Origin of the sequence: Streptomyces sp. NPDC001093 (assembly GCF_040298985.1) — a bacterium.
Lineage (GTDB): Bacteria > Actinomycetota > Actinomycetes > Streptomycetales > Streptomycetaceae > Streptomyces.
In genome coordinates, this window is sequence record NZ_JBEPBF010000010.1 from 78,819 (window position 1) to 95,152 (window position 16,334).

A 16,334-nucleotide genomic window follows, 5' to 3' on the forward strand; every position below is an offset into this window, starting at 1 on the left:
GGCGCCTTGTGACGCCCTCCGGTCCGGACGCGGGGTCGACCGCAACTGAGGGCCCGCCGGACGAGGTGCTCCCAGCTCGGCGGCCCCGCCCCGATCCTCCTGCCGCCGCCGGAGGGAACCTCGCGGAGCGCGTCCATCTCGTGGTGGGGAATGCCCAGCGGACCGCTCCCACCGCGCGGCGAGCGGCGGCATTCCGGCGCCGCAGATCCCCGCCATCGAGATCCGCTCAGTGGGCGCCTCCTACGCCTGGGACTCCCGGGCTGCGGAGGTGAGGGACATGTCCGCATAGCGTTCGCCCGCCACCTGCCCGGCGATCGGCTCCAGTACGGCCAGTTCGTCGGCGCTCAGCGTGATCCGGGTGGCCTGGGCGTTCTCGAGCAGGCGGCCGCGCTTGCGGGTACCGGGGATCGGCACCACGGTCAGGCCGTGCACCTCGGCCCGCTGGTGCACCCAGGCCAGCGCGATCTGCGCCGTGGTGGCCCCGTGCTCGGCCGCGATCTCGTGCAGAGGGGCGAGCAGAGCGGCGTTCGCCCTGGCGTTGTCGCCGGTGAAACGGGGCAGCAGCTGCCGGAAGTCACTGCCGGACAGTTCCTTGCTCGCGTCGGAGAAGGAGCCGGTCAGAAAGCCCCGGCCGAGCGGCGAGTACGGCACGAAGGCGACCCCCAGCTCGGCGGCGGTGCCCACCACACCGCGCTCCACGTCCCGGCTGAACAGCGACCACTCCGTCTGCACGGCGGCGATGGGGTGCACGGCGTGCGCCTCGCGCAGTTCCGCACCGGTGACCTCGCTCAGGCCGAGGTGCCTGACCTTGCCCTCCCGGACCAGCTCGGCCATGGCTCCGACCGACTCGGACAGCGGCACTTCGGGATCGCGGCGGTGCAGGTAGTAGAGGTCGATGACCTCGACGTCCAGGCGGCGCAGACTCGCCTCGGCGGCCTTCTTGATGTAGCCGGGATCGTTGCGGATGGCACGGTAACCCGGGTCGTCCGCGCGGTATTCGATGCCGAACTTGGTGGCCAGGGTGATCTCGTCGCGGTGCGCCGCCACGAACGGCGCGAGGAACTCCTCGTTGGCGCCGACGCCGTACATGTCGGCGGTGTCGATCAGGGTGACACCCGCCTCGACGGTGGCCTCCAGGGTGTCGCGGGCCGCGGCGTCGTCGGTCTGCCCGTAGGCGGCGCTGATGCCCATGGCGCCGAAGCCCTGGACGCCGACGAGGGGGCCACCGGTGCCCAGTTCGACCTTGCGGATCTGTTCGATGGTGTTGCCCATGGTGGCGCTCAGGCCCTTTCCGACGCCCGGCGGGCGTCCGCGTAAAAGTCGATCTTGGCGTCGAGCACGGTGAGGGTGTCGTGCAACTCGGCGATGCGCGCGAGGACTTCGCGCCGGGTCCGCTCCAGCATCCGCTGCCGTTCCTCGTAGGTCTCCGCTCCCTGGCGGACCAGCTCGGCGTAGCGCACCATCTCGGCGACCGGCATCCCGGTCAGCCGCAGCTTGCTCACACACGCCAGCCACTCCAGGTCCCGGTTGTCGAACCGGCGTTGGCCGGCGTGCGACCGCTCCACCTGGGGCAGCAGGCCGATCTGCTCGTACCAGCGCAGCGTGTGCGGGCGAAGTCCCGTGAGCGCCGCGACCTCCTTGATGGTGTAGCGGTCCCGGCCATCGGGCCGAGGCGGCTGAGGCACCACGGGCGCACAGGCGTCCACGGACGAGGAATTCACGGGGGTGCTGTCGATCACCGTCATGCGGGACACGCTAGGACGTTCAAGTGGGCTTGAAGCAAGTGCGTTCCGTGCGCCGCCCCTTCGGCACCGCCCGGGACGGGAAGCGGTGAGGACCCGAGGCCCGGAGATCAGGGGTGGAGCTTCTGCCGCGCGGCGAGCATCGCGACGAACTTCTCGATCCGCGCCGCCCGGGTCTGCGGCCTCTTGGCGTCCTGGACGCGGTAGAGGATCGCGTACCGGTTGCGGCTGTCCAGCGTCGCGAAGAAGTCCCGCGCCTGAGGACATGCCTCCAGGGCCGCCTGGAGGTCATCGGGCACCGTCGCCGTGCGCTGACCCTCGTACGCCGCCTCCCAGCGGCCGTCCGCCCTGGCCTTCTCCACCTCCCGCAGTCCGGCCGGTCGCATCCGGCCCCGTTCGATGAGCTCGGTGGCCTTCTCCCGGTTCACCTTCGACCACTTGCTGCCCGGCCGGCGCGGGGTGAAGCGCTGCAGCCAGTGCCGCTCGTCCAGCTTCTTCTTCTGCCCGTCGATCCAGCCGAAGCAGAGCGCCGACTCCAGCGCTCCCGCGTAGTCGACGCCCTCTTGCCCCGAGCCTGTCTTCGGGATCTTCAGCCAGATCCCACGCACGCCGACGTGATGCTCCTCCAGCCACCCCTCCCACGCCTCCTGCGTGGGGAAGGCCAGGACCGGATCGGCCCCGTTCCCCGCTCCACCCGTCTGCGCTGCACCCGGCATGCGCCACATCAAAACCCACCCCAGCGGTGCGGTCAATCGGGGGGACACGCCCCGATGACGGCGCAGGACGCCGCTCTCAGTCCGCCAGTTCCGCCTTGCCGAACAGGGTGGCATAGCTCGACGGGAGCTGGCTGAGGACCTGGTTCAGCTCTCCGCCGCTGACGCTGTCGGCAACCGTGGTCAGAACCGCGCCGGTGTCCCACCGGGCGGTGCCCGGCCTGCCTCCGATCCGCTCGGCGACCCGGCGGTGGAACTCCTCGATCCCGAAGCCCTCCGGCCGCCCTTGCTTGGCGTCGGCCAGACCGGGGCCCAGGGGGCCGGGCAGCTGGGAGGCGAGGTCGTCGATCTCCCCAGGGCCGATGCGCTGCGCCAGCACGCCCAGCACGGCCTCCGTGACCTCCGCCGCTTCGTCCTGGCTGTCGTACTCGCCGCGCTCGCGTACCCGGGCGAGGAACTCGTCGTACCTCATCGTCACCTCCACTTCGGTGCGGTCTCACCGCGGTGCCGTGTTCACGGCACCCGAGCACTCTCGAGGGCGTCCGGCCCGTACGCCGGGCCTCCCGGTCCCAGTACCCAGCCCGCCGGGGTATGCACGGCCGAATCCCGCGGGCACGCCCGCGTGAGACCCCGGGCTCGGGTTACCCGGCCGGTATGCCGAAACTGCATCTTCCCGGGCACGGCCACCGCCACGGGGACGAGGCCCCGCGGCGGCGTGCGCCGGCGCCCGAGGAGGCCGGGCCTGGCCGGCGGGTCGAGCGGGCCGCGCCCGACACACCGGCGCAGCCGCCCGAACGGGCCTGGGGCGCCGTACTCAAGGGCTCGCTGCACGAGTTCCGGGACGACGAGCTGACCGACCGGGCCGCCGCCCTCACCTACTACGGGGTCCTCGCCCTGTTCCCGGCGCTGCTGGTGCTGGTGTCGCTGCTCGGCGTCGCGGGCCGGTCGGTCACCGGCAAGGTGCTGGCCGACCTCGGGCACCTCGCGCCCGGCTCCGTCCGGGACATCCTCACCAGGGCCGTGGAGCAGCTGCAGAACAACGCCGGCACCGGCTCGGTGATGGCCGTGGTCGGCATCGTACTGGCGGTCTGGTCCGCCTCCGGGTACGTGGCCGCCTTCATCCGCGCCGCCAACGCCGTCTACGACATGCCGGAGGGCCGCCCGGTGTGGAAGATCCTCCCGGTGCGGATCGCCGTCACCGTCGTGCTGATGCTGCTCGCCGTCGCCGGCGCCCTGATCGTCGTCTTCACCGGCAGCCTGGCCCGGCACGCGGGTCAGGCGCTGGGCGTCGGCGACACGGCCCTGACGGTGTGGTCGGTCGCGAAGTGGCCGGTGCTGGTCCTGCTGGTCACGGTGATGATCGCGATCCTGTACTGGGCGACCCCGAACGCCAGGGCCAAGCGTTTCAGGTGGATCACTCCGGGCAGCCTCCTCGCACTCGTCATCTGGATGGCCGCCTCCGCCGGGTTCGCCTTCTACGTCGCCGGGTTCGCCTCCTACAACAAGACCTACGGCACCATGGCCGGCGTGATCGTCTTCCTGGTCTGGCTCTGGATCAGCAATCTGGCGATCCTGCTCGGTCTCGAGTTCGACGCGGAGACCGTATGCCGGCGGGCCATCGCCGGCGGTCATCCGCCCGGGGCCGGGCCCTGCACCCAGCCGCGTGACACCAGGAAGTGGGAAGAGGACGACGTACGCCGACTGCACGGGACATGACCCGGGCCGGGCGGGGCGGGCCGGGGCACACCGGGCCCGAGAGCACGGCACGCCCCGCTCGTTCACGCCGCGTATCCACCGTCCACGGAGAGCTCCGCTCCCGTGATGTACACCGCCTCCGGGCCCGCCAGATAGGCCACCGCGGACGCCACCTCCTCGGCCGTGCCGAAGCGGCCGAGGGCGGTCATCGCCGCTTGGGCGGACGCGAAGGGACCGTCCGCGGGGTTCATGTCCGTGTCGGTCGGGCCCGGATGCACGACGTTCGCCGTGATCCCACGCCCGCCCAGCTCACGGGCCAGCGCCTTCGTGAGCCCGACCACCGCCGACTTGCTCATCGCATACAGGGTGGCGCCGGAGCCCGGCGTGTGGTGGGTGATGCAGCTGCCGACGGTGATGATCCGGCCGCCCGGCACCATGAGTGCGGCAGCGGCCTGGGCGGCCAGGAACATCCCGCGGATGTTCACCGCGATCAGGCGGTCCACGTCGGCGAGCGAGAGACTCTCCAGCGGCTGTATCAGCCCGACGGCCGCGTTGTTCACGAGGATGTCCAGGCCGCCGAGGACCTCTGCCGCACGTCCCACCGCGCCCCCCGCCTCCTGCGCGTCCGCGGCGTCGGCGCGCAGGGCCACCGCCCGCCGCCCCAGCGCCTCGACGGCCCGCACCACGTCCTCCGCCGCCTCCTTCCCGTGCACATAGGTCACGGCCACATCCGCGCCAGGCGCAGCGCCGCCGCCGCACCGATGCCCCGGCTGCCGCCGGTGACCAGGGCCTTCCTACCGTCAAGGGTTGCGTGTGAAGTCATGCGTCCATCTCACCGGCGAAGTGCGCGGACGGCTGGCGGCGAACGGACCTCGAGCTGAAGTCCCGGAGGACGGCGTTGTCAGTGGCGGGCCGTAGTGTGCCGAACATGGCCCGTTTCCGGACGCGATGGGGGTGACGCTGGTGCGCAGGCCGGTCGAAGGAGAAGTCCATGTCCACTACGGCCAGCTCTACGTCGAGAGCGATCCGGACAGCTACGGCCCGGACCTCGCGGAGGCGTTCGCCGGCCAGTGCTCAGGGCTGTGCGGCGCGGCGATCCCCGGGACCCTGTGGCTGACGACGGGACTTCATACGGGTGACGTCGGCTTCACTGTCGAAGTGCACGATGAGGCCCCGCCGGTGGACCCGGACTGGGAGGACGTCGTGGAGGTGTCCTTCCGACCGCTCTCGGACGACACCGAGCTCGTGCTGTGGGGCGGAGAGGGCTCCTGGGAGCTGGACCTGGAAGCGGCCGACTACCGGGTCCGCTACTGCGCCAAGGGCATGGACGCGGCGCAGGAGGAGGACACCCGTCTCGGCGGCGAGCCCCAACTGGACTGCTATCTCCTGCAGTTCTGGCCCGCGCCGGCCGCGCCGGACCGTGTTGTGAGGCAGACCTCGAGAATGGCGGCGTACTGGCACGACTACGCCCGTCGGCTGCCACCGCCTCCCACACCGGCCGAACGCGCCGAGGCCCTGCGCCAGGCCCGCCTGGCGCAGGAACAGGCGGAGAGGGAACGCGAACTGGCCTACGAACGCTGGGAGTGGGGCGGCCGGGCGCCGAGCCGGGCACTGCGCGACGTCGAGGGAAACGTGCGTGGCCTGCTCGACTTCGACGCGCCGCTCGTGCACGCCATAGACGCGGCGGGCCCCGTCACACAGCGCGCCGTGGCCCTGCTGGCCGCGCGCCGCGCGGTTGAGGCGGCGGGTCTCGCAGAGCTGGACTGGATCGCCGCGGGACTCGCGGCCGTCGCCGAGGGACGGCCGCTGCCACCGCCCCTCGACGACGAGGACCAGGTCTGGCGGGCCCTCGACGCCGACCCACGGGTCCCGCACCGGACCGTCGGCCGGGCCGTGCCGCCCGAGCGCCCGCCCTTCGAAGCGCCGGCGCCGTCCTGGGGCGAGGTGTCGCTGCCGATCCCCGTGTCCGAGCCGACAGCGCCGGACCCCGGTCCCCCGACCGACCGGCCACCGGCGCCGACACCACCCGGGGCGCCGGTACCCGAGCCCACGGGAGGCACGCGGTACACCATCTGGGCCACGATCGGCGAGCCGGTGCCTTCCCTGCCCGTCTCACAGCCGCACATGGCCGTCCCCGCACTGCTCGGCGCCGCCGAACCCGACCCGCTGCGAGCGGCCCTCGACGCGGTGTACGCGAGCATCGCCACGCATGGCGAGGGCTACCCGGCCCTGCTCCGGCAGGTCTGGTCGCTGTGCGACGGCAGCGGCTCCTGGTAGGAGCCGGGCAGTGGTGTCCGTGCCCTCGGACCGTGTGTGCAGGGCCGAGGGAAGGGCGCGGACGGCCAGGTCGATCGCGGCCCGGGCCGCATGCGTTTCGCGCAGGGCGTTGGGCGTGACGAAGTCGTGGATGATGACGGAGTTGTTCCGCCGCGCCCATGGACACGGCTGTGCGATCGAGGCGGCTTGCGCCGTGCCCGACGCCGCTGCCGCGACCGGGCGGAAGCGGCCGTGGGCGACGGTGCGGGCCTGGAAGGCGCCGGCGTTCCGGGTGCTGGAGAAGCCCGGCTTCGGGGTGACCGGGGCAGCGCCGACGACCGCGGTCGGGCGGTATGGCTCACCCGCGCGCTGCCGTGACGAACAGGAGCCGTACAACCCGTAGTTCGGTCACCGGGGCGCTGCCGTTGAGCGGGCGCGCCGGTGGGCCGCGACGCGTTCGCGGGTGGCGCAGCGCCGGGAGCAGTAGCGCCGTTCGGGGCCGGGACCCTGGGTGATGAAGACATTCCGGCAGGCGGCCGACGCACAGATCCTGCCGGGCGGGAGCTGGCGGTCCCAGACCAGGACGGTCAGGGCCAGGCAGGACGAGGCGAGGAGCCACTCACCCCAGGGAGCGTCGTCGTCGCGGTCGAGGTGGGGATGCCAGGGCGTGCCGCCGCCGTGTGAGGTGAGGCGCAGCCGTCCGGTGTGCTCGCCCAGCAGGCGGTTCAGGACGGCGGCGGCCCCGTCGGCATGCTCGGCGGCGAAGACCTCCCGCAGCCGGCCCGCGGCCTCGCGCATCTGCGAGACATCCCGCGAGGTGAGGTCCACGGGGGCCGTCTCGCCGTGGGCGACGAGCACCTCCGCGACATGGGCCGGGTCGGGGCAGTCCTCGGCGAGTGCGTTGACGAGAGCGGCCGTGCGGCGGGCCATGGCCAGGACCGAGTGCCGGGTGGACCAGTCGCCGTCGGCATCGTTGCTGGGGGACACCAGCGCACTGTAACGCATATTGCAGAGTTTTGAGTTACTTCCGTAACGTCACTCGGATGAATAGGCGTTACGCGATGGCCCGCTATTTCGCGGGGGCGGTGGTGGCGCGCGTCGGGGACGAGATGTCGGGACCGGCGCTGATGCTGGCGGGATACGCTGCCGCCGGCTCGGCCTCCGAAGCCTCGGCGCTGCTCGCGGGCATCACGGTCGCGGCGGCGGCAGGCGGCCCCGTGCTCGGGGCGGTGCTCGACAGACAACAGCGGCCGGGACGGCTTCTCGCCGCTGCACTCGTCCTGTACGCGACCGGCCTCGCGATGATCCTCGTGGGACTCGGCCGGCTTCCGTTCGGCGTCACCGTGCTGATCGCCGTCTTGACCGGGCTGCTGGGACCGGCGCTGTCGGGCGGCTGGACGGGCCAGCTGCCGAGGGTGGCCACGGGGAACCGGCTGCCGCGGGCCAACGCGGTCGATGCCATGACCTTCGGCCTGGCGAGCCTGTCCGGTCCGGTCCTCGCCGGTGCCCTGGCCGAGGCACTGGGGGCGTCGACGGCTGTCGTGGTGTCGGCGGCGCTCATCGGCTCGGCGGCACCTGCGGCGTGGACCCTGCCGGCGCGCTCGGCACGGGAGCCGGACGCGCAGCCCGGTGGACTCCTCGATGACCTCGCCGCCGGAGCGCGGGCCATCGTGGGAAAACCCCGGCTGGCCCGGGCGACCCTCGCTTCGGTCGTGTGCTGTGCCGGGCAGGGCATGCTGACGGCCTGCGTCCCGCTGCTGGGCCGGCGTGTTTTCGGCGGAGCAGGGCGCGGTGCGCTGCTCTTGTCCTGTGCGGCCGTCTCGGCACTGGTGGCCAACGCCGTACTGGCACGGTTCCCGCGGCGCGCCGCCCCCGACCCGATCATCTGGGTCGGTGCGCTGGTCCAGGCCGGCGCGTTCGCCCTGGCGGCGACAGGCCGGCCGGCGGTGCTCGTCCTGGCCCTGCTGCTGGCCGGGATCGGTGAAGGGCCGCAGCTCACTGCCCTGTTCGCGATACGCCACCGGGAGGCTCCGCACCGTCTGCGCGGCCAGGTCTTCACCACCGGAGCCAGCCTGAAGATCACCGCCTTCGCATCGGGCGCGGCGGTCGCCGGCCCGTTGGCGACCTGGTCCGTGCCCGGCACACTGGCCACGGCAGCGGGCGTGGCGGCCTGCGCGGCGCCCGCCTTCTTCGCCGTACCGCTGACCACCGGCGAAGCCACCGAGGGATCCCTGCGGCCGGATTGACCTGTTCCGGCTCGGCGAACCAGGTGGCCGTTGCGCCCGGCCGAGCGGTGAAATCCGCGAGACTGCGCAGATACGACAGACCGGGGCGACCGGAGAGCCGGGTCTCGCCGACGACGGCGAACCCCGAACGGGCCAGGCCGGCCCGCGATGCCACGTTGTCGAGGGTGGTCGCGGCACGCAGCGCCGTCAGCCCCTAGCGGTGGGCTGCCAGGTCGCAGATCTGCCGCACGGCCCAGGTCGAGCCCCCGGCCCGCGGCACGTTCTGCGATGCGATACCCGAGGTCGGCCGGCGCCCTCCGCGACAGCCACGAGATTCAACCGGCCCAGCACCTCGCCTCCGGCGCCCACCAGCACAGGGAAGCAGCAGAGACCGGCCTCCCGCTCGGCGAGCAGCATGAGCCGGACGGAGCAGCTGCATCTCGGGCATAGACCGCAATATAGGCAAGTTGTATGAGCAAGTTGTACGTGTAAACCATAACGATCTCGGTCCCAGCCCTTGCGCGCCCACCGATCCGCCCTAGCCTCCGGACATGGCATTTCTCTCCAGTCGCCGCAGACGGGTCCGCCTCGCTCCGGAGCTCGACGACCAGGACCTGGGCAAGCTGCTCAAGTCACTCGTGGCGACCACCAGGACCGGCACCATCGCGACCAGCGAGCTGTGTGTGGCGCAGATGTCCCGCCTCCTGGAGCAGGACCCCGGCGACTGGGACCGCCGGACGCATCGTATGGACGTCCTGGCGGGATACCTCGCCGGATCGCATCTGCCCCGGTCCTGGGCCACGCGCGAGCCCCGCAGCGTGGACGCACTCGTCCTGCACGCCTGGACCCAGGTGGCACAGGCCCGCGCACAGGGGCGCCTGGAGGACCCGGCCGGCACCGTCCAGACCTGTCTGCGCGCCGCCGAACTCGCCCCCGAGGACCCCACCCCCTGGGTGGCCCTCCTCACCGTGGCACGCCTGGAGCGCCGGGAGCAGTCGCAGGTCTTCGGGGTGTGGAACGAGGTGCTCGCACGCGATCGCTGGAACCGCGAGGCCTACCTGAACATGCTGGCCTACCTCAGCCCGGACGAGGCGGGGTCGCGCATCCAGGTCCTGGAGTTCGTGGACACCCTGCGTGCCCGCATGCCCGCCAACGCGCCGTGTGTGGGGACCGAACTCACCGCCCAGGTCCACCAGTACCACGCCATCCTCCACCGCGGCGGGCTCGAGGCGCTGGTGGCACGGAACCACTGGGCCCAGGTCATGGCCACGCAGGCCCTCGACCGCGCGGCACACACCTGGAGCCAGCCGGGGTTCCTCCGGCACGCCAAGGCGCTCGCCGACCTCAACCTCCTCGCCTACGCGCTGGTCGCCGCGGACCGGCGCGCCGAGGCGCGTGCCGTCTTCGAGCAGATCGGTGGTGTCGTCACCGCGTGGCCCTGGCAGACCGGCGGCGACCCGGTGACCGAGTTCGACCAGACGCGACAGAAGTCCATGGCCGGGTTGTGAGCCCCTGAGCCGACTACGAGTCAGCTGCGCCGGATCGCCCCGTCCGGACCTCGTCGCCCCTTGTGGGTGCAGGACGGGGCGATGTCGCCACCGCTCATTCGGCAGCGTCGGGCCGGGCCTCCTTCGAGTTCGCCGCCGCCGACTCGGATGCGGTGGCGAGGGTGTAGAAGACGGACGAGCCCTGCTTGGTGCGCTGGGCGTTGTTGCGGGCCACGAGGTTCTCCAGAGTGGTGCGGATGACCTTGGTCTGGATCTCCCGGTCGGGATGTGCCTTGTCGAGCGCCTCGGTGACCTCCGCCGCGGAGCGGGGCTCCTGCTGTTCGGCGAGATGGCGGCGGACCAGTTCGACGAGGGTGGGCTGGGCGGCCTGGCCGGTCGCCTTCTTCGCCGAGGGCTTCGCGGGGGGCTTCGTGGGGGAGGACTTCGCGGGCTTCGCCGCCGCGGGCTTCTCGGCGGGCTGCTTCCTGCGCCCGGACTGCTCCGGGACCGCCTTCTTCGGCGCCCGGCGCGTCTCGGAGACAGTGGTGGTCTTCTTGCGCGGGGCGGGCACCACGGCGCCCTCAGACGGGGCGGGTGTGGTCACAGTGGTCGCGACGCCGAGTGCCTGCCGCATGTTCACCAGAATCGTCTGGTCGTGCTGCAGAGCGGTCAACTGCTCCTGGAGCGCTGCGATTTCGGCGGTGATGCGTTCCTGCTCCTTGACGTTGTGCTCGAGGTCGTTGGTCACCTGGCTGACGTACTGCGAGGTCAACTCGGTAACGGGGGCGGTGGGCTCAGGCATCTGTGGCTCCAATCGTGACTCTGGTGCGCTCCCATCGCCTCCGGTTGCGGCAGGCGGGGAACGGGAGTTGTCCTGCGGGTCCCCCGACACATGGATGATACGGATGGACCGGCGGGTTTCTACCGAGTGAACCCTGTGCGTTGCACGATGGTGTGCCGTTCACCCCCCATGTCACTCTTCCGATGTCTCCTGCAGCACGGAACCGGGATGCGGGAACAGCCATGCCCTCGGCAGAATGCCGAGATGGGATCCTTCATCGCGTACGACGGCGCCGAACTCGCCTACCGTGTCTCCGGGGACGGCGCACCCGTGGTGTGCCTGCCCGGTGGTCCGCAGCAGTCGACGTACCTGGGCGACCTGGGCGGACTGTCCGCGCACCGGAAGCTGATCACGCCGGACCTGCGCGGCACCGGCCGGTCGGCTGTGCCCCGGGACCTCGCGGCCTGCCGCTGTGACCGGCTCGTCGACGACGTGGAAGCCCTGCGCCGGCACCTGGACCTGGAGCGGATGGACCTCCTCGCCCACAGCGCCGGAGCCAATCTGGCCGTGCAGTACCTGAGTCGGTACCCCGAACGCATCGGCAGGCTCGCGCTCGTCACACCGAGCGTCCGGGCCGTCGGCCTGACCATCACCGACCGGCTCCGGCGCGAGACCGTACGGCCCCGCCGGGGCGAGCCGTGGTTCCCGGCGGCGTTCGCGGCCCTGGAGGCGATCGGGGCGGGCGCGGCCACGGCCGAGAACTTCCGGGCCATCGCGCCGTTCTCCTACGGCCGTTGGGACCAGGTGGCCCAGGCGCACAAGGCAGCGGAGGACGAACAGGTGAACCCGGATGTCGTGGCCGCGTTCGGCGCCGAGGGCGCGTTCGATCCGGATGCCACCCGTGCCGCGCTCGCCCGCTTCGGGGCACCGGTGCTGCTGCTCGCGGGGGAGGTCGACCCGGGCGCCCCTCCGCCCGCGATCGCCGAGTTCGCGGCCCTCTTCCCGAAGGCCGAACTCGTCGTGCAGCCCGGAGCGGGACACTTCCCATGGCTGGACGACGCCGACCGGTTCGTGGCAACCACCGCCACCTTCCTGCGCGCAGCGGCCACCCACGGCCCGTGAAGTCGTCGACCCCGGGAACCGGGCAATCCCGCCGCGCCGGCATCACGATCACGGCGGACTGGCAGATGCGTCCCGCATCGGCGGCGGACGTCGAGGCGGTGGCCGAGCTGCGGGCCGTGGTGCTCAGAGCGGACCTGGAGCGTCTCGGGCGCTACGACGAGCACCGGGTGCGGCAGCGGCTGCGGGACGGGTTCGCGCCGGACCACACCTGGGTGATCGAGGCCGCGGGTGCCCTGGCCGGATGTGTCGCGCTACGGCCGGCCGGCGACGCTCACTGGCTGGAGCATTTCTACCTGGACCCGGGCCTGCAGGGCCGGGGCATCGGATCGGCCGTGCTGCGGCTGCTGCTGGAGCGGTGCGACAGCGACGGCACCCGGATCCGGCTGAACGTGCTCCGGGGCAGCCGGGCCCGGAGCCTCTACGAGCGGCACGGCTTCGGCGTCGAGACCGAGAACCCGGTCGATGTGTTCATGGTCCGCGAGCCGGCGCCCGCCCACGTGCCCGCACACGACGGCGTGAGCGGGAACGAAGAGCAGCGCCGCCGGTAGCGGCCGAGGCGTCCCCCGGCGCTCAGGCGCCACCGGTGCCCACCCGTCCGGGAGGAGGCCTGCCGCGACCAGGTCGGCCCACCGGGCACCCGTCGTGCAGCGCGTCGTGGGTGGCTACAGAGGGTTGCCGCGCAGCCAGGTCAGCACCTGCTGGGCGTGCTCGTTCGGCGGGAACACCGGGTAGAAGACATGTTCGATCACACCGGCGCGGAGCACGAGCGTCAGGCGCCTGAACAGCCGCATCCCCTCGACCTCGAACGTGGGCAGACCGAGCGTGTCGGCCAGACCGAGGTCGGGGTCCGAGAGCATGTCGAAGGGCAGTCCCAGACGCTCCACCACCTCGCGTTGGTAGTCGGTGTCCTGGCTGGACAGCCCGTAGACGCGGCCCGCGCCGGCTTCGAGCAGGTCGTGGAAGTGGTCGCGGAAGCCGCATGACTCGGGCGTGCAGCCACGGGCTCCGGGAATCGAGTTCCAGCCTTCCGGCAGGTCGGTGCCGGGGCGGCCGGTCAGGGGGTAGACATAGACGACCGTGCGCCGGGGGCCGAGCGCGTCCAGGCGGACCGTTCGGCCCGCCGTGTCGACCAGCTCGAGACCCGGCACCTTCATGCCCGGGAGGTGTTGCGCCGCGCCGTCGTCCTCGGGGACGGGCAGGTCCGCGGGCAGCGTCAGGTAGTCCATGTGTCCGGCACCTCTCTCCTCGGGTGGTACGACGCCGCTGCCCCGGTGGGCGGCGGCGTTCAGGTTGGCGATCAGCGTCGCGCGGCGGGCGGTCAGGGACTCGATGCGCCCGGTGAGCTCGTCGATGGCCTCGCGGTAGCTCGCGAGGGAGGCGGGACAGTCGTCCGCGTGTGCGCGCCCGGCCGCCAGGCACTCGAGGAACGGCCGGGTCCGCTCGACGGGGATACCGAGCCGGTGGAGCGTCCTGATCTCCCGCACGTGACGTACGTCGTCCTCGCCGTAGTCCCGGTAGCCGTTGGGCAGGCGCTGGGGTGCGATCAGCCCCAGCGACTCGTAGTACCGCACCGCTTTCGCCGTCACCCCGGCCCGACGCGCCAGCTCACTGATCCTCATGCCGTTCACCTCGCCCACACGCTAAACCCTGCCCTCAGTGGCAAGGTCAAGGCGGCGGGTGCAACAGTCCTCCCGGGCCGATGTCCTCGACAGACCGCCGCGCCGTGCGGCCGGGGCACCGCCCACAGGGTGGCCTCGGCGAGCCGGTGCCCCGGGGCGTGCCGCGAACGGCGTGCCGGAGCAGTGCCGTCCGGCGGCCGCCTGCCACCACGCCGGCAGACCGACACGGACATCACCGTGCGCCCGCCGTGACGGTACCTTCCTCTCCGAGGACGTGTTCCCGCCGCAGCGCCGGGCCGCTTCCCGCCTGCCGAGCGACGATCCGCAGCCGCTCGGGTTCCTGGCGTGGCCCGTCGTCGGCCTCCACCTGGTACGCCGCGCCCGCTGCCAGGTGTCGGCCCTGGCGATGACGCCGTCCTGGAGGGGTCAGGAGGACTCGCGGGCCAGCCGCCGCAGGACGTCCAAGGCCTCCTCCGCCCGCTCATAGGGCACGAAGAGATGGTCGTGGTGGAAGCCGGCGACGACGTTGCAGCTCAGGTCCGCGTCGGCGAGGGCGCGGGAGACAGCGGCGGTCAGCCCGACCGAGGCCAGCGCGGAGTGCACCCGCAGGGTGATCCATCCGGCCACATAGTCGTACGCCATTCCCGCCGCGTCTGCCTCGGCCTGGGGCACGACGACGGTCAGGCCCTCCTGTTCGGCTACCGTCACCACGGGGGTGACGCCGGACGGCACGCCGCCCTCCGCCATGGTGAAGACATAGCGTCCCGGATTCAGTTCCGGGCGCATGTCCCTGAGCAGTGTCTGCAGATCAGTCTCGCCGGTCACGGACCCACCCTACGGGCCGACCGGCCGCTTGCCCGGGAGGCGAGCGGTGACGGCGTCGCGATCGACGGAATGTGGCTCGGCCTCCCGCGAGCGGTGGCAGCCTGCCAGGCCCCGGGGGGACACGGCTCCAGGCATGTCGTCCCCGCATGTCGGCCCCGCGACCAGCACACCCTCGCCGCACAGGGCCTGTCCACGGCCCACGCGGCCATGCACCTCAACATCTGCCCGACACACCTCGACACCCCTGTACGTCCGCTAAGTTGACGCGGTGCGCTTCGCTTTCAAGACATCGCCGCAGGGGACCTCGTGGGAGGCCATGCTCGACGTATGGCGTGCGGCCGACGAGATCGAGATATTCGAGTCCGGATGGACCTCCGATCACTTCCAGGCCATGCACGGCACGAACCCGGCGACACCGCGCCTGGAGGGCTGGATCACCCTGGCGGCACTGGCCCAGGCCACCCGGAGGCTGCGGCTGGGCACCCTGGTGACCGGTATCCACTACCGCCACCCGGCGGTCCTCGCCAACATGGCCGCCACACTCGATGTCATCTCCCACGGACGACTGGAACTCGGCATCGGAACGGGGTGGAACGAGGTGGAGTCCCGGGCGTACGGCATCGATCTGGGCACACCGCGACAGCGGAGCGACCGCTTCGAAGAGGCCTGCGAGGTGCTCACCGGGCTTCTCGGCCCCGAACAGACCACCACCTTCGAGGGCGCCTACTACGAGCTGTCGGAGGCACGCTGCAACCCCAAGCCGGTTCAGCGCCCTCATCCGCCGCTGTGCATCGGCGGCAGCGGGGAGAAACGCACACTGCGGACGGTGGCGAGGTTCGCCCAGCACTGGAACTTCGACACCGGGACCCCGGCACAGTTCCGCAGGGCACGCGAGGTGCTGTTCGAACACTGTGGCCGTATCGGACGCGACCCCGCGGAGATCCGCCTCTCGGCCCAGGTCCGCCTCACCGGCGATCCGTCCGAAGCCGCCGCGAGCGCCGCCGCGTTCGCCGCCGAGGGTGCCGAACTCGCGATCTTCCACCTTCCGTTGCCCTACTCACCACACGTACTGGAGCCTCTCGCACATGAGTTGGCCATGCTCACCTGACCGGGGCACAGGGGAGAGGCGAGTCGGTTGCCGCCGCTCCTAGAGTGATCCACATGCCGATACCCGTACACGCCCTCGCGCACCGCCCTCTGACCGCCGAGGCCGTTGCCGAGTTCCTCGCGCTGCCCTTCGTGCCGTACGTCCCGGAGGACGTCGATGCCGTTGACCAGGAGATACGGCGTCGCGGCTGGAACTGGGAGCACGAACTGGTCTGCGACTCCTTCCGTACCGCTCATGAGTACGTGTTGTGCAGTGACGGCCTCAGCCCGTTCGGAAGCCTCGACGCGCGGTACTTCCTCGTCTTCGGCGAGATGTACCCCGTGGACCCGGACGATGAGTCCATGGCCAACGGTCCGTGGCTGTCCGGCTACATGGACGGCTGGCGGCAACTGCCCGGCTGGACCACCCAGGAACCGTGTACGGACCAGGACTGCGAGGCCGTCCTCGCCGAGGCGGCACGGGCGGTGACCGAGTGTCTGGGTGCGCCCGCCGCACGGACGGTCATGTCGTCCGCCACCGTGGTCACCGGGCCTCCGCTGACACATCGCGTCTGGCGCACTCCCACTCACGCCCTGGTGCTCGGGCCGTCGGCGGACAACGGCCCGTACGGCTACCTCACCCATCTGCAACTGTCCTGCACACCACTCACCTGTGGTCCGGACCTGCCCCCGGCGGGCGACGAAGCCGGCTTGGCCGCATGGATCACCGCACACGTCGACTGGTGACCCCGGCCCGGACGGCGCCGCCGGTACCCTGCGGCA

The 16,334-nt window shown here is 71.9% G+C and carries 17 protein-coding genes and 2 pseudogenes; 9 read left to right on the plus strand and 10 right to left on the minus strand.

Features of this window, described 5'->3' with window-relative positions:
* Positions 1 to 240 precede the first annotated feature (240 nt).
* From ABT288_RS07900 to ABT288_RS07915, 4 genes are all read right to left on the minus strand, one after another.
* Complete coding sequence (locus ABT288_RS07900) at positions 241 to 1,272, minus strand: aldo/keto reductase (RefSeq protein WP_351603909.1); 1,032 nt, start codon at positions 1,270 to 1,272, stop codon at positions 241 to 243.
* Between the two features lie 8 nt (positions 1,273 to 1,280).
* On the minus strand, positions 1,281 to 1,745 hold the full coding sequence (locus tag ABT288_RS07905) for a MerR family transcriptional regulator (RefSeq protein ID WP_351603911.1): 465 nt from the start codon (positions 1,743 to 1,745) through the stop codon (positions 1,281 to 1,283).
* A 107-nt stretch (positions 1,746 to 1,852) separates the two neighbouring features.
* Positions 1,853 to 2,458: a YdeI/OmpD-associated family protein gene (locus tag ABT288_RS07910; protein WP_351603913.1), complete on the minus strand. Its 606-nt coding sequence runs from the start codon at positions 2,456 to 2,458 to the stop codon at positions 1,853 to 1,855.
* Between the two features lie 76 nt (positions 2,459 to 2,534).
* The gene (locus ABT288_RS07915) at positions 2,535 to 2,927 is read right to left on the minus strand and encodes a DUF2267 domain-containing protein (RefSeq protein ID WP_351603915.1); all 393 of its coding nucleotides are present in this window, start codon (positions 2,925 to 2,927) and stop codon (positions 2,535 to 2,537) included.
* A 182-nt stretch (positions 2,928 to 3,109) separates the two neighbouring features.
* Here ABT288_RS07915 and ABT288_RS07920 point away from each other — a divergent pair, with 182 nt between their 5' ends.
* Positions 3,110 to 4,171 (plus strand): YihY/virulence factor BrkB family protein, encoded by a 1,062-nt coding sequence (locus tag ABT288_RS07920; RefSeq protein WP_351603917.1) that lies wholly within the window; start codon positions 3,110 to 3,112, stop codon positions 4,169 to 4,171.
* A gap of 62 nt (positions 4,172 to 4,233) precedes the next feature.
* Here ABT288_RS07920 and ABT288_RS07925 read toward each other — a convergent pair.
* Positions 4,234 to 4,973 (minus strand): annotated as a pseudogene (locus tag ABT288_RS07925) (SDR family oxidoreductase).
* A 125-nt stretch (positions 4,974 to 5,098) separates the two neighbouring features.
* On the opposite strand from ABT288_RS07925, the gene ABT288_RS07930 reads away from it, so the two are divergent.
* Positions 5,099 to 6,427 carry a hypothetical protein gene (locus tag ABT288_RS07930; protein ID WP_351603919.1) on the plus strand — a complete coding sequence of 443 codons (1,329 nt, stop codon included), beginning with the start codon at positions 5,099 to 5,101 and terminating at the stop codon, positions 6,425 to 6,427.
* A gap of 33 nt (positions 6,428 to 6,460) precedes the next feature.
* Here ABT288_RS07930 and ABT288_RS07935 read toward each other — a convergent pair.
* Positions 6,461 to 6,562, minus strand: a pseudogene (locus ABT288_RS07935) (esterase); the annotation flags it as partial.
* On the opposite strand from ABT288_RS07935, the gene ABT288_RS07940 reads away from it, so the two are divergent.
* Entirely contained in the window at positions 6,543 to 6,809 is a 267-nt protein-coding gene (locus ABT288_RS07940; RefSeq protein ID WP_450857330.1) for a hypothetical protein, read from the plus strand. The pseudogene ABT288_RS07935 and the gene ABT288_RS07940 sit on opposite strands and share 20 nt — an antisense overlap.
* 5 nt (positions 6,810 to 6,814) lie before the next feature.
* On the opposite strand, the gene ABT288_RS07945 is transcribed toward ABT288_RS07940, so the two are convergent.
* A complete protein-coding gene (locus ABT288_RS07945; RefSeq protein WP_351603921.1) occupies positions 6,815 to 7,411 on the minus strand; it encodes a CGNR zinc finger domain-containing protein in 597 nt (198 codons plus the stop codon).
* Positions 7,412 to 7,449: 38 nt separating this feature from the next.
* Between ABT288_RS07945 and ABT288_RS07950 the strand changes: the two genes are divergently transcribed.
* Together ABT288_RS07950 and ABT288_RS07960 are read left to right on the plus strand one after the other, a co-directional pair.
* On the plus strand, positions 7,450 to 8,652 hold the full coding sequence (locus ABT288_RS07950; protein WP_351603923.1) for an MFS transporter: 1,203 nt from the start codon (positions 7,450 to 7,452) through the stop codon (positions 8,650 to 8,652).
* A gap of 530 nt (positions 8,653 to 9,182) precedes the next feature.
* Positions 9,183 to 10,139: a hypothetical protein gene (locus tag ABT288_RS07960; protein WP_351603925.1), complete on the plus strand. Its 957-nt coding sequence runs from the start codon at positions 9,183 to 9,185 to the stop codon at positions 10,137 to 10,139.
* A 94-nt stretch (positions 10,140 to 10,233) separates the two neighbouring features.
* On the opposite strand, the gene ABT288_RS07965 is transcribed toward ABT288_RS07960, so the two are convergent.
* Entirely contained in the window at positions 10,234 to 10,920 is a 687-nt protein-coding gene (locus tag ABT288_RS07965) for a hypothetical protein (protein ID WP_351603927.1), read from the minus strand.
* Positions 10,921 to 11,163: 243 nt separating this feature from the next.
* Between ABT288_RS07965 and ABT288_RS07970 the strand changes: the two genes are divergently transcribed.
* Both ABT288_RS07970 and ABT288_RS07975 read left to right on the plus strand, forming a co-directional pair.
* Positions 11,164 to 12,021: an alpha/beta fold hydrolase gene (locus ABT288_RS07970; RefSeq protein ID WP_351603929.1), complete on the plus strand. Its 858-nt coding sequence runs from the start codon at positions 11,164 to 11,166 to the stop codon at positions 12,019 to 12,021.
* 65 nt (positions 12,022 to 12,086) lie between these two features.
* Positions 12,087 to 12,569, plus strand: a complete 483-nt coding sequence (locus ABT288_RS07975) for a GNAT family N-acetyltransferase (RefSeq protein WP_351603990.1) — start codon at positions 12,087 to 12,089, stop codon at positions 12,567 to 12,569.
* 114 nt (positions 12,570 to 12,683) lie between these two features.
* On the opposite strand, the gene ABT288_RS07980 is transcribed toward ABT288_RS07975, so the two are convergent.
* Both ABT288_RS07980 and ABT288_RS07985 read right to left on the minus strand, forming a co-directional pair.
* Entirely contained in the window at positions 12,684 to 13,640 is a 957-nt protein-coding gene (locus tag ABT288_RS07980; protein WP_351603931.1) for a MerR family transcriptional regulator, read from the minus strand.
* 426 nt (positions 13,641 to 14,066) lie between these two features.
* Entirely contained in the window at positions 14,067 to 14,465 is a 399-nt protein-coding gene (locus tag ABT288_RS07985; RefSeq protein ID WP_351603933.1) for an ACT domain-containing protein, read from the minus strand.
* 268 nt (positions 14,466 to 14,733) lie between these two features.
* Between ABT288_RS07985 and ABT288_RS07990 the strand changes: the two genes are divergently transcribed.
* Positions 14,734 to 15,573, plus strand: a complete 840-nt coding sequence (locus tag ABT288_RS07990; RefSeq protein ID WP_351603935.1) for an LLM class F420-dependent oxidoreductase — start codon at positions 14,734 to 14,736, stop codon at positions 15,571 to 15,573.
* Positions 15,574 to 15,626: 53 nt separating this feature from the next.
* The gene (locus ABT288_RS07995) at positions 15,627 to 16,298 is read left to right on the plus strand and encodes a hypothetical protein (RefSeq protein WP_351603936.1); all 672 of its coding nucleotides are present in this window, start codon (positions 15,627 to 15,629) and stop codon (positions 16,296 to 16,298) included.
* The last annotated feature ends 36 nt before the right edge of the window (positions 16,299 to 16,334 follow it).

Coding starts and splice junctions, on each gene's coding strand:
- ABT288_RS07900 (WP_351603909.1), bottom strand. CDS start 1,272: ATGGGCAACACCATCGAACAGATCCGCAAGGTCGAACTGGGCACCGGT.
- ABT288_RS07905 (WP_351603911.1), bottom strand. CDS start 1,745: ATGACGGTGATCGACAGCACCCCCGTGAATTCCTCGTCCGTGGACGCC.
- ABT288_RS07910 (WP_351603913.1), bottom strand. CDS start 2,458: ATGCCGGGTGCAGCGCAGACGGGTGGAGCGGGGAACGGGGCCGATCCG.
- ABT288_RS07915 (WP_351603915.1), bottom strand. CDS start 2,927: ATGAGGTACGACGAGTTCCTCGCCCGGGTACGCGAGCGCGGCGAGTAC.
- ABT288_RS07920 (WP_351603917.1), top strand. CDS start 3,110: ATGCCGAAACTGCATCTTCCCGGGCACGGCCACCGCCACGGGGACGAG.
- ABT288_RS07930 (WP_351603919.1), top strand. CDS start 5,099: ATGGGGGTGACGCTGGTGCGCAGGCCGGTCGAAGGAGAAGTCCATGTC.
- ABT288_RS07945 (WP_351603921.1), bottom strand. CDS start 7,411: ATGCGTTACAGTGCGCTGGTGTCCCCCAGCAACGATGCCGACGGCGAC.
- ABT288_RS07950 (WP_351603923.1), top strand. CDS start 7,450: ATGAATAGGCGTTACGCGATGGCCCGCTATTTCGCGGGGGCGGTGGTG.
- ABT288_RS07960 (WP_351603925.1), top strand. CDS start 9,183: ATGGCATTTCTCTCCAGTCGCCGCAGACGGGTCCGCCTCGCTCCGGAG.
- ABT288_RS07965 (WP_351603927.1), bottom strand. CDS start 10,920: ATGCCTGAGCCCACCGCCCCCGTTACCGAGTTGACCTCGCAGTACGTC.
- ABT288_RS07970 (WP_351603929.1), top strand. CDS start 11,164: ATGGGATCCTTCATCGCGTACGACGGCGCCGAACTCGCCTACCGTGTC.
- ABT288_RS07975 (WP_351603990.1), top strand. CDS start 12,087: ATGCGTCCCGCATCGGCGGCGGACGTCGAGGCGGTGGCCGAGCTGCGG.
- ABT288_RS07980 (WP_351603931.1), bottom strand. CDS start 13,640: ATGAGGATCAGTGAGCTGGCGCGTCGGGCCGGGGTGACGGCGAAAGCG.
- ABT288_RS07995 (WP_351603936.1), top strand. CDS start 15,627: ATGCCGATACCCGTACACGCCCTCGCGCACCGCCCTCTGACCGCCGAG.